Consider the following 10071-nt stretch of genomic DNA (forward strand, 5'->3'; position numbering starts at 1 on the left):
AGTCCCGGTGCGCCCAGCGCCGGCCAGAGCGCGCGCCAGCCCGCGTCGAGGGTCTTCGGGGCGGGAGCGAGCTTCTTGCCCGCCACCCGCCAGGGCTGCTCCACCAGGGCGACGGTGAGGTCGCGCGCGGGCAGGGCGGCGGCGAGCGCCTGGAGGTCGCGGGCCTCGATACCGCCGCCCGCGCCATGGCTGACGGCGAGGACGAGCCAGGGGCGCCGGGCGTGGTGCCAGGTGATCCTGGCCTGTCCGGCCGGTGTCTCGACGCTCGTCACGCTTGTCACGGGATTGGTTGGCCCAGGATTGGTTGGCACGGAATCGCTTGTCACAGCGCCATCGTGCCGGGTGGCGGCTCAGAACAGCGTGCTCTCCTCCGGCGCCGCCAGCTCCTCCAGCAGTTCGGGTCCGTTGTTGCGGACGTTGCTGACGGACGTGGTGACCGGATAGGCCCGCATCAGCCCCGCCGGCGGCGGCGCGAGCAGTCCGCGCAGCTCGTCGGGGTCCGTACGGGCCGGGTCGAGCCAGGCGTCCCAGCGGTCCGGGGTCAGCATCAGCGGCATCCGGGGGTGGATGTCGGCCAGCGAACCCGGCCCCTCGGCGGGGGCCACACCGAGCGGTGTCTCCTCCGCCTCCGTGGTGATCACGGAGCAGGTCACCCACCAGGCGCGCGGGTGGTCGTCGGGCAGCGTCCGGTCGCGCCAGAACTCGTAGAGCCCGGCGAGCGCCATCACGGAGCCGTCGGCGGGCGTGACGAAGTACGGCTGCTTCCGCGGCCGCTTCTTCTTGCCCTGCTCCTCCAGCTGCCGCTCGTCGCTGCCGGTGACCCACTCGTAGTACCCGTCGGCCGGCAGGATGCAGCGACGCGAGAGGAAGGGCTTACGGAACGACGGCTTCTCGTGCACGGTCTCGGCACGCGCGTTGATCAGCCGGGCGCCGCCCTCGGGCGTCTTGGCCCAGGACGGCACGAGTCCCCATTTCAAGGTGCGCAGCTGGCGAACCGGGGCGGGGTCGTTCGCGTCTTTCACGGCGCGTTCGAGGATCGCGTAGACCTCTTTGGTCGGCGCCACGTTCCAGTCGGGCGCCAGGGTCTCCTCGGGATCCCACTTCTCCACCCCGAAGAGTCCCTGAAGGTCCTCGGGCCGCCTGCTCGCCGCATACCGTCCGCACATAGATGCCAGACTGCCACGACGCAAACCCTGTTGAGGAGCCGCCGGAGAAATGGCCAGCATCGACCCCGCCTCGATCGGCGAACTGTGGGACCGCGTCTTCGGCAGCCAGCCGGCGCCCGACGAGTGGGTGGTGTACGTGACGGCGGTGCTCGCCCTGGCCGTCGTCGTGCCGCACCAGGTCTGGCGAATATCGCGTAACGCCGTGACCATCGCGCACGAGGGCGGCCACGGGCTGACGGCCCTGGTCACCGGCCGCAGACTCGACGGCATCCGGCTGCACTCGGACACCTCGGGGCTGACCGTCAGCCGGGGCAAGCCCTCCGGGCTGGGGATGGTGCTGACGGCGGCGGCCGGCTACACGGCGCCGCCGCTGCTGGGACTCGGCGGCGCCTGGCTGCTCGTCGCGCACCACATCACGCTGTTCCTCTGGCTGGCGACGGTCCTGCTGATCGCGATGCTGGTGATGATCCGCAACGCGTACGGGGTCTTCACCGTCGTCGTCACCGGAGCGGCCTTCCTGCTGGTCTCGTGGCTGACCGGACCGCAGGTGCAGGCGGCGTTCGCGTACACGGCCGTGTGGTTCCTGCTGCTGGGCGGGGTGCGCCCGGCGTTCGAGCTCCAGTCCAAGCGGCGGCGCGGCGGGGCCGCCGACTCGGACGCCGACCAGCTCGCGCGGCTGACCGGTGCGCCGGCGGCGATGTGGCTGTTCCTCTTCCACGCCGTCTCGCTCTGCTCGCTGATCGGCGGCGGACGCTGGCTGCTCGGGCTCTGAGGCGCTCTGCGGCTGTTTGCGGGTCTCTGCGGCGCCCGGCCGTCGATTCCGTCGTAGCACTCGCTGATTACGTCTGAGTACGTGCTGGTTACGTCCTGGTTTCCGGGTATTTGATCAGGATCAGGGTCGTCCCTCAGCCACTAAAGTGAAGGCATGACCGAGAGTTCCGTGCAGCCCGCCCTCTGGCCCGCCCCCTACGCGAGCAGGACCGTCGAAGCGACGGTCACCGTGCCCGGCTCCAAATCGGTCACCAACCGTGGTCTCGTCCTCGCCGCGCTGGCCGCCGAGCCCGGCTGGCTGCGCCGGCCGCTGCGCTCCCGGGACACCCTGCTGATGGCGGACGCGCTGCGCGCGATGGGCGTCGGCATCGAGGAGACCGTCTCGTCCAGCTCGGGCGGGGCCGGCACCGCGAGCACCGCGGGCAGCACGGGCGAGGCATGGCGGGTGATCCCGGCGGGGCTGCACGGCCCCGCCACGGTCGACGTCGGCAACGCCGGCACGGTCATGCGCTTCCTGCCGCCGGTCGCCGCCCTCGCCGACGGCCCGGTCCGCTTCGACGGCGACCCCCGCTCGTACGTCCGCCCGCTGGGCGCCGTCATCGAGGCGCTGCGGGTCCTCGGCGCGCGGATCGACGACGACGGCCGTGGCGCCCTGCCGCTGACGGTGCAGGGCGCGGGCGCGCTGGACGGCGGTCCGGTACGGATCGACGCCTCGGCCTCCTCGCAGTTCGTCTCCGCGCTGCTGCTGTCGGGGGCCCGGTTCAACCAGGGCGTGGAGGTGCGGCATGTCGGCTCCGCGCTGCCGTCGATGCCGCACATCCGGATGACGGTCGACATGCTGCGCGCGGTCGGCGCCCAGGTCGACGAGCCGGAGACCGGCGGCGAGGCCGACGTGTGGCGGGTCTCCCCCAGCGCGCTGCTGGGCCGCGACCTGACCGTCGAGCCGGATCTCTCCAACGCGCAGCCCTTCCTCGCCGCCGCGCTGGTCACCGGCGGCCGGGTCACCGTCCCCGACTGGCCCGTGCGCACCACGCAGCCCGGGGACGCGCTGCGCGCGATCTTCACCGAAATGGGTGGCTCGTGCCGCTTCGAGGCGACCACCGAGGGCAGCAGCCTCACCTTCAGCGGCACCGGACGGATCCACGGCATCGACGTCGACCTGAGCGAGGTCGGGGAGCTGACCCCCGGTATCGCCGCCGTCGCCGCGCTCGCCGACTCGCCGTCCACCCTGCGCGGCGTCGCCCATCTGCGGCTCCACGAGACGGACCGGCTGGCCGCGCTCACCAAGGAGATCAACGAGCTGGGCGGCGATGTCACGGAGACGGCCGACGGGCTGCACATCCGGCCGCGCCCGCTGCACGGCGGCGTCTTCCACACGTACGACGACCACCGGATGGCGACGGCGGGGTCGATCATCGGCCTGGTGGTCGACGGGGTGCAGATCGAGAACGTGGAGACGACGGCCAAGACCCTGCCGGACTTCCCGCAGATGTGGGCCGACATGCTCGCGGGTGCGGGAGCCTGACGCGATGCGCCGCTACGGCAAGAACCCCGACGAGGACGACATCCGCTCGCGCCCCAATCCCAAGGGCAACCGGCCGCGTACGAACATCCGCCCCAAGCACGAGGACGCGGCCGAGGGCATGGTGCTGACCGTCGACAGGGGCCGGCTCACCTGTCTCGTCGACGACCGGCCCGTGCTCGCGATGAAGGCGCGCGAGCTGGGCCGCAAGGCGGCGGTCGTGGGCGACCGGGTCGGTCTCGTCGGCGATCTGTCGGGCAAGAAGGACACGCTGGCGCGGATCGTACGGATCGAGAAGCGCACCTCGGTGCTGCGGCGCACGGCCGACGACGACGACCCGTACGAGCGCGTGATCGTCGCGAACGCCGACCAGTTGGCCGTGGTCACGGCGCTCGCCGACCCCGAGCCGCGCCCCCGGCTGATCGACCGCTGTCTGGTCGCCGCCTTCGACGCGGGGCTCGAACCGCTGCTGGTGCTGACCAAGTCGGACCTGGAGTCGCCCGACGAGCTCCTGGAGATCTACCGGACGCTCGGGATCCGCTACGTCGTGACCCGGCGGGACGAGCTGGCCACCGGCGAGGCGGCCGAGCAGGTGCGGGAGTATCTCGACGGCCGGGTCACCGCGTTCGTCGGGCATTCGGGCGTCGGCAAGACGACCCTGGTCAACGCGCTGGTCCCGAAGGACAGGGAACGCAGTACCGGCCTGGTCAACGCGGTGACGGGGCGCGGCAGGCACACCACGACGTCGGCGCTCGCGCTGCCGCTGGCCAAGGCGGACGGCTGGCTGATCGACACCCCGGGGATCCGGTCCTTCGGGCTGCACCACATCGACCCCTCGCGCATCGTGCTCGCCTTCCCCGACCTCGTACCGGGTACGGAGAACTGCCCGCGGGCGTGCAGCCATGACGAACCTGACTGTGCGTTGGACGCGTGGGTGGCGGAGGGTCACGCCGACCCGGCCAGGCTCTATTCGCTGCGGCGGCTTCTCGCCACGCGCGAGCGGCGCGAAGGTGACTGACGGACCGGCGTTTGCGGCCCGCCGACGTTGGTAAGTGCATAATCGCACCCAAGCGATACGAAGCAGTCACCGACGGGGAGGCATCGAAACAATGGCGTGGCTGCTGGTTGTGGTCGCCGGAATCCTGGAGACGGGCTTCGCCGTCTGTCTCAAACTGTCCCACGGCTTCACCCGGTTGTGGCCGACGATCGCCTTCGCGAGCTTCGCCCTCGGCAGCTTCGGGCTGCTGACGCTCTCTCTGAAGAAGCTGGACGTCGGTCCCGCGTACGCGGTGTGGACCGGTATCGGGGCCGCGGGCACCGCGATCTACGGAATGATCTTCCTCAACGACGTCGTCTCGGTGCTCAAGCTGGTCTCGATCTCGTTCGTGATCATAGGGGTCATCGGTCTGCAGCTCTCGGGCTCGGCGCACTGACGGCTTCCGCCGCTGATTCCGTTGGGGAGTCCGCTACGGGTGCTGCCGCCATCGCCGATCTGACGAGCCGTCCGACGGGCTCGTCGGCCGGGGCGACCACCTGGGCGAGCGCGAGCCGTACCGCCAACTCGCAGTGGTCCGGCGGTTCGGGGTCGAGCGCGGCGGCCGATCTGTCCCGTACCAGCGCCACCAGATCGGCGGGCGCCGAGCGGGCCGCCCGGGGCGCCGGCAGCCGGTCCCCCCAGCAGCCGGTGAGCAGCGCGCGCAGCACGGGTCTGGCAGCGGCCTCGCCGACGGTCCACTCGGCGACGGAGACCAGCCGGTCCCCCGCGTCGCCGCGCTGCGCCAACAGCCGTTCCACACCGAGCAGATAGTGGTCGGCCTCGCGGCGCACCAGCGCGCGGGCCAGCCCTTCCTTGCCGCCGAACTCGTTGTAGAGGGTCTGCCGGGAGACTCCGGCGGCCGACGCGACGTCGACCATCCGGACGGCGGTCCAGGGCAGGTCGCCGATCGCCGACAGTGCGGCGGTCAACAGGGCTTCACGCGCAGCAGGCATCAGCGCCTCCGGGGCCGGTCGGCTCTGCGCACAGAGTTGACGCGTCGTCGCTCACTGTCAAGAGCAGCGGCAGCCACCCTCGGGCGGGCCCGCTGGCCCGGGGTCCTGACCGGTCGATACTGTGACGACCATGCCCGACTACCACGATGATCTGCGCCTTGCCCATGTCCTCGCCGACGCCGCCGACGCGGTGACGATGGACCGGTTCAAGGCTCTGGACCTGAAGGTCGAGACCAAACCGGACATGACTCCGGTGAGTGAGGCCGACAAGTCGGCGGAGGAGCTGATCCGCGGCCAGTTGCAGCGCGCCAGGCCGCGCGACGCGATCCTCGGCGAGGAGTTCGGCATCGAGGGCACGGGACCGCGCCGCTGGGTGGTTGACCCGATCGACGGTACGAAGAACTACGTACGCGGCGTGCCCGTCTGGGCGACGCTGATCTCGCTGATGGTGGCCGCCGAGGGCGGCTTCGAGCCGGTGGTCGGCGTGGTGTCGGCGCCCGCGCTCGGCCGCCGCTGGTGGGCGGCGAAGGGCGGCGGCGCCTACACGGGCCGCAGCCTGTCGTCGGCGACCCGGCTGCGGGTCTCGAAGGTCGCGCGGATCAAGGACGCGTCGTTCGCGTACTCGTCGCTGAGCGGCTGGGAGGAGCAGGGCCGGCTCGACGGGTTCCTGGACCTGACCAGGGCCTGCTGGCGCACCCGGGGCTACGGTGACTTCTGGCCGTACATGATGGTCGCCGAGGGGTCGGTCGACATGTGCGCGGAGCCGGAGCTGTCCCTGTGGGACATGGCGGCCACCGCGATCGTGGTACAGGAGGCGGGCGGCGACTTCACGGGCCTCGACGGGCGCCCGGGTCCGCACAGCGGCAACGCGGCGGCTTCCAACGGTGTGCTGCACGAGGAATTGCTCGGATATCTCAACCAGCGTTACTGACAGCGCCGCTGGCGCCGGGCGTGCGCTCCTGCTCCGTGCGCCCCCTTGTTGACTCCGCGTAGGCGTGTCACTCTAAGAGTCCCCTACTTGTGAACTTGTGAATTCTTTCTCACGAGGCGGTCCACTCCAGGAGGTGGCTGCGGCCATGCTGGTACGCGACGCAATGACCTCGGTGGTTCTGACCATCGGGCCCACCCATACGCTCCGGCAGGCCGCCAGACTGATGGCCGAGCGCCATGTCGGGGCGGCCGTAGTGCTCGACACCGACGACTGCGGGATCGGCATCCTCACCGAACGCGACATTCTCGTGTCGATCGGCAAGGACCAGAGCCCGGACACCGAGACGGCGTGCTCCCACACCACGACCGACGTCGTCTTCGCCTCACCGGACTGGACGCTGGAGGAGGCGGCCGGGGCCATGTCGAACGGCGGCTTCCGCCATCTGATCGTGCTCGACGAGCGGGAGCCGGTCGGCATCGTCTCCGTACGCGACATCATCCGCTGCTGGGCCCCGGCCGCGGTGCAGCCAGTACTGGCAGGCTGAGCCGCCCCACATTGGACTTTGTCCAAGTCGAGCAAGCATCCAAAGCCGTACTCGTTCGGGACCTGGGGTGCCTCCCTGTTAGGCTTGCCCCTATGAGTGACCTGTTGGAACGACTTCGCGGACGCGGCTGGCGCATGACGGCGCAGCGGCGCGTGGTGGCCGAGGTCCTCGACGGCGACCATGTGCATCTGACGGCCGACGAGGTGCACGCGCGTGCCGTGGCCAGGCTGCCGGAGATCTCCCGGGCGACCGTCTACAACACCCTGGGCGAGATGGTCACCCTCGGTGAGGTCATAGAGGTGTCGACGGACCGCCGCGCCAAGCGCTACGACCCGAACGCGCACCGCCCCCACCACCACCTGGTCTGCTCCACGTGCGGCACCATCCGCGACGTGCACCCGACCGGCGACCCGCTGGCCGAGCTGCCGAGCGGCGAGCGCTTCGGCTTCACGGTCTCGGACGTGGAGGTCACCTACCGGGGCACCTGCCCGGAGTGCGCTTCGGCCTGAGACGTGGCCGTGCATGACGGATGCCCGGAACGCTCATGACGGAAGGCCCGGAACTCTTTCGAGTTCCGGGCCTTCTGTTTCAGTAGCGGGGACAGGATTTGAACCTGCGACCTCTGGGTTATGAGCCCAGCGAGCTACCGAGCTGCTCCACCCCGCGCCGTTGAACTGAACGTTACGTCAAGGCGCCGACCAGAGCAAATGCCGTTCTCAGCGCACCGGCGCCCCCGGCCCCAGCGGGATGCCGACCGCCCACCAGATCAGGAACAGCGCCGTCCACGCCACCGTCATCGCCACCGCGAGCGGCAGCGTGTACGAGGCGAGCGTGCCGATCCCCGCGCTCTTGCGGTAGCGCTGGAGGAAGCCGAGCGCCATCACGAAGTACGGACTCATCGGCGTGATCGCCGTCGACCCCGAGTCCGCGATCCGGAACAGCGCCTGGGTCGTCTCTGCGGGGACACTCACCAGCATCAGCATCGGCACCAGGACGGGCGCCGCCAGCGCCCACATCGCCGAACCGCTCGTCACCATCACGTTGACCAGCGTCAGCAGCAACAGGATCAGCAGGAAGACCAGCACGATCGGCATCCCGCTGCGCTCCAGCGCCTCCGCCGCCCGCACCGCCAGCACATCGCCGATCCGGGTCCAGTCGAAGTACGCGAGGAACTGGGCGATAGCGAAGAACAGCACCAGCACCGGAGCCATCTGCCTGATGCCCTGCGCCATCAGCTTCGGGACGTCGGCCGCCGAGGTGATCGACCCCGACCGGTACCCGTACACAGTGCCGACCAGGCCGAAGACGAACGCCACCACCGCCGCGATCCCGTCCAGGAAGGGCGATTCGACGATGCTGCCGCCCTCGCCCCGCAGCGGCGACGACGCCGGCACCATCGCGGCGACGAGCACCACCAGCGTCACGAGCAGCGTGATGACGGCCGCGCGCAGCGCCGAGCGCTCCTTGGCGCTGAGGGTGAGCGCGCCCAGGTCCTCCAGGTCGGCGTCCGGATCGGCGTCCAGGTCCGGCCTGCGGCTCAGTACGAACCGCGTCACGAGAGTGATGACCGCCGCCAGCAGCAGCGACGAGACGATGTTGAAGAACCAGTTGCTCAGCGGCGAGACATAGGCGTCGTCCCCGCCGACGATCTTCGCCGCCGCCGTGGTGATACCGGCGAAGATCGCGTCGTTGGGGGTCGGCACCGGGCTCGCGTCGTACCCGGAGGCGATGGCCGTGTACGACACCACGATGCCGAGGATCGGCGAGCGCCCGACGGCCCGGAAGGCCAGCCCGCCCAGCGGTACGAGAATGATGTACGCGGCGGCCGAGGCGACATGGGCCACCGTCCCGGCGAAGGCGACGGCGAACACGACCCACGACGCCGGCACCCGCGAGACGCTGACCCGCATCAACGCGTCAAGGAATCCGGTGCGTTCGGCCACGGCGACGCCCATGATCACCACGACGATGGTGGCCATGGGAGGGAAGGTGGCGAAGTTCTCGATCATGGTGGAGACGGCCATGGCCAGACCGTCGCCGCTGAGGAGGTTCTGGACGACGACGGTCTTGTGGTCGCTCGGCGAGATCACGGAGACGTCGGCCGCCGCCAGGACGGCGCTCACCACGGCGAGGATCGCGGAGAGTATCCAGAAGAGCCAGAACGGATGCGGCAGGGCGTTGCCCGCGCGTTCGATGACGGCCATCGCGCGGACGAGGCGCGGCAGTTCGGCCCCGTCGGAGGGCGGCGGCGGCCCGTCCGGTCTGTTCGGCGGTGCGGTCGACGTGGTCATGGGGAGCGGCTCCTTGCTCGGGTCGGCGGATCAGTGGTGGCGGTGCGGCCGGGGCTGGGGCGTACGGAAGTCGCGCACGAAGTCCCACAGGACGTCGGCGGCCTCCACGGTCTGGGTCGTGTATCCGCCACCGCTGTAGCTGTCGGCGCCGGGCCAGGTGTGTCCGCCGTCCGTGACGGCCACGTGCCGGACGTCGGCGCCCCGGTCGCAGCCGCTCCAGCGGGAGACGGTGATGTCCGGCTCGATGACCTGGACGCTCGCGCGGCTCCGGCAGCCGTTGAGCGCGGCCTTGCCCGCCACCCAGGTGTCGATCGCGGGCAGGCCCCGGTCGGCGTCCCCGGCGTACGGGATCGTCACGTCGCCGGTGCCGTGGAAGTCGATCATGGGCATCGGGCGGGCGGGCCTGCACTCCTCACCGGTCGGGTAGAGGGCAGCCGCCACCGGCGCGACAGCGGCGATCCGGTCGGCCATCCGGCAGGCGAGCAACGTACTGACGAACCCCGCCCCGTTGGACTTACCGGTGGCGTACACCCGCCGCTCGTCCACGCACAGGGTGGCTTCGAGCCGGTCGAGCAGATCACCGGTGAAGGCGACGTCGTCGACGCCGGCCGCCGCGTAGGGCGCGCCCTGCCAGGCCTGCCGGTCACCGTCGCCCGTGCCGATCACACCCTCGGGGTAGACGACCACGGCCGGCAGGGTCGACAGCTTGGAGAACTCCTCGGTACCGGCCCCCGTGTTGCCGCGCCCGTGGAAGGCGAGCACCACCGGCCAGTCCCGCTTCGTCCCGTACCCGGCCGGGAGATGCAGGCGGTACGCGCGTTCCCGGCCGCCGCTGCTGATGGTGTGCGGAGCGCTGG

11 protein-coding genes, 1 tRNA gene and 1 pseudogene are annotated in these 10071 nt (G+C 70.8%); 7 read left to right on the top strand and 6 right to left on the bottom strand.

Features of this window, described 5'->3' with window-relative positions; genetic code table 11:
• Together HY68_RS44750 and HY68_RS04410 are read right to left on the bottom strand one after the other, a co-directional pair.
• Positions 1 to 281: pseudogene (locus HY68_RS44750) on the bottom strand (hydrolase); the annotation flags it as partial.
• A gap of 69 nt (positions 282 to 350) precedes the next feature.
• On the bottom strand, positions 351 to 1166 hold the full coding sequence (locus HY68_RS04410; protein WP_041984633.1) for an SOS response-associated peptidase: 816 nt from the start codon (positions 1164 to 1166) through the stop codon (positions 351 to 353).
• A 58-nt stretch (positions 1167 to 1224) separates the two neighbouring features.
• Here HY68_RS04410 and HY68_RS04415 point away from each other — a divergent pair, with 58 nt between their 5' ends.
• From HY68_RS04415 to HY68_RS04430, 4 genes are all read left to right on the top strand, one after another.
• Complete coding sequence (locus HY68_RS04415; protein WP_198533386.1) at positions 1225 to 1938, top strand: M50 family metallopeptidase; 714 nt, start codon at positions 1225 to 1227, stop codon at positions 1936 to 1938.
• A 153-nt stretch (positions 1939 to 2091) separates the two neighbouring features.
• The gene (aroA, locus tag HY68_RS04420) at positions 2092 to 3462 is read left to right on the top strand and encodes a 3-phosphoshikimate 1-carboxyvinyltransferase (protein ID WP_041984638.1); all 1371 of its coding nucleotides are present in this window, start codon (positions 2092 to 2094) and stop codon (positions 3460 to 3462) included.
• A gap of 4 nt (positions 3463 to 3466) precedes the next feature.
• Entirely contained in the window at positions 3467 to 4477 is a 1011-nt protein-coding gene (gene rsgA / locus HY68_RS04425) for a ribosome small subunit-dependent GTPase A (protein ID WP_041984640.1), read from the top strand.
• A gap of 91 nt (positions 4478 to 4568) precedes the next feature.
• Positions 4569 to 4892 (top strand): multidrug efflux SMR transporter, encoded by a 324-nt coding sequence (locus HY68_RS04430; RefSeq protein WP_041984642.1) that lies wholly within the window; start codon positions 4569 to 4571, stop codon positions 4890 to 4892.
• Here the strand turns inward: HY68_RS04430 and HY68_RS04435 are convergent.
• A complete protein-coding gene (locus HY68_RS04435; RefSeq protein ID WP_078863422.1) occupies positions 4858 to 5448 on the bottom strand; it encodes a TetR/AcrR family transcriptional regulator in 591 nt (196 codons plus the stop codon). The two genes, HY68_RS04430 and HY68_RS04435, sit on opposite strands and share 35 nt — an antisense overlap.
• Positions 5449 to 5578: 130 nt before the next feature.
• Between HY68_RS04435 and hisN the strand changes: the two genes are divergently transcribed.
• The 3 genes from hisN to HY68_RS04450 all read left to right on the top strand — a co-directional run bounded on the left by hisN (position 5579) and on the right by HY68_RS04450 (position 7432).
• Positions 5579 to 6379, top strand: a complete 801-nt coding sequence (gene hisN / locus HY68_RS04440) for a histidinol-phosphatase (RefSeq protein ID WP_041995131.1) — start codon at positions 5579 to 5581, stop codon at positions 6377 to 6379.
• Between the two features lie 145 nt (positions 6380 to 6524).
• Complete coding sequence (locus tag HY68_RS04445; RefSeq protein WP_041984645.1) at positions 6525 to 6923, top strand: CBS domain-containing protein; 399 nt, start codon at positions 6525 to 6527, stop codon at positions 6921 to 6923.
• A gap of 92 nt (positions 6924 to 7015) precedes the next feature.
• On the top strand, positions 7016 to 7432 hold the full coding sequence (locus HY68_RS04450) for a Fur family transcriptional regulator (protein ID WP_063779614.1): 417 nt from the start codon (positions 7016 to 7018) through the stop codon (positions 7430 to 7432).
• Positions 7433 to 7515: 83 nt separating this feature from the next.
• On the opposite strand, the gene HY68_RS04455 is transcribed toward HY68_RS04450, so the two are convergent.
• The 3 genes from HY68_RS04455 to HY68_RS04465 form a co-directional block, all read right to left on the bottom strand.
• Positions 7516 to 7589 (bottom strand) — tRNA-Met (locus HY68_RS04455).
• 50 nt (positions 7590 to 7639) lie between these two features.
• Positions 7640 to 9214: an AbgT family transporter gene (locus HY68_RS04460; protein WP_041984649.1), complete on the bottom strand. Its 1575-nt coding sequence runs from the start codon at positions 9212 to 9214 to the stop codon at positions 7640 to 7642.
• Positions 9215 to 9244: 30 nt separating this feature from the next.
• Positions 9245 to 10071, bottom strand: an 827-nt coding sequence (locus tag HY68_RS04465) for a PHB depolymerase family esterase (protein ID WP_063779615.1), incomplete at its 5' end; no start/stop codon positions are given.

Source organism: Streptomyces sp. AcH 505 (assembly GCF_000818175.1).
GTDB lineage: Bacteria > Actinomycetota > Actinomycetes > Streptomycetales > Streptomycetaceae > Streptomyces.

Bases quoted from the DNA above. Each gene is read 5' to 3' on its own strand.
- hisN (WP_041995131.1), top strand. From the start codon at position 5,579: ATGCCCGACTACCACGATGATCTGCGCCTTGCCCATGTCCTCGCCGAC.
- HY68_RS04435 (WP_078863422.1), bottom strand. From the start codon at position 5,448: ATGCCTGCTGCGCGTGAAGCCCTGTTGACCGCCGCACTGTCGGCGATC.
- rsgA (WP_041984640.1), top strand. From the start codon at position 3,467: ATGCGCCGCTACGGCAAGAACCCCGACGAGGACGACATCCGCTCGCGC.
- HY68_RS04430 (WP_041984642.1), top strand. From the start codon at position 4,569: ATGGCGTGGCTGCTGGTTGTGGTCGCCGGAATCCTGGAGACGGGCTTC.
- HY68_RS04450 (WP_063779614.1), top strand. From the start codon at position 7,016: ATGAGTGACCTGTTGGAACGACTTCGCGGACGCGGCTGGCGCATGACG.
- HY68_RS04445 (WP_041984645.1), top strand. From the start codon at position 6,525: ATGCTGGTACGCGACGCAATGACCTCGGTGGTTCTGACCATCGGGCCC.
- HY68_RS04410 (WP_041984633.1), bottom strand. From the start codon at position 1,166: ATGTGCGGACGGTATGCGGCGAGCAGGCGGCCCGAGGACCTTCAGGGA.
- aroA (WP_041984638.1), top strand. From the start codon at position 2,092: ATGACCGAGAGTTCCGTGCAGCCCGCCCTCTGGCCCGCCCCCTACGCG.
- HY68_RS04460 (WP_041984649.1), bottom strand. From the start codon at position 9,214: ATGACCACGTCGACCGCACCGCCGAACAGACCGGACGGGCCGCCGCCG.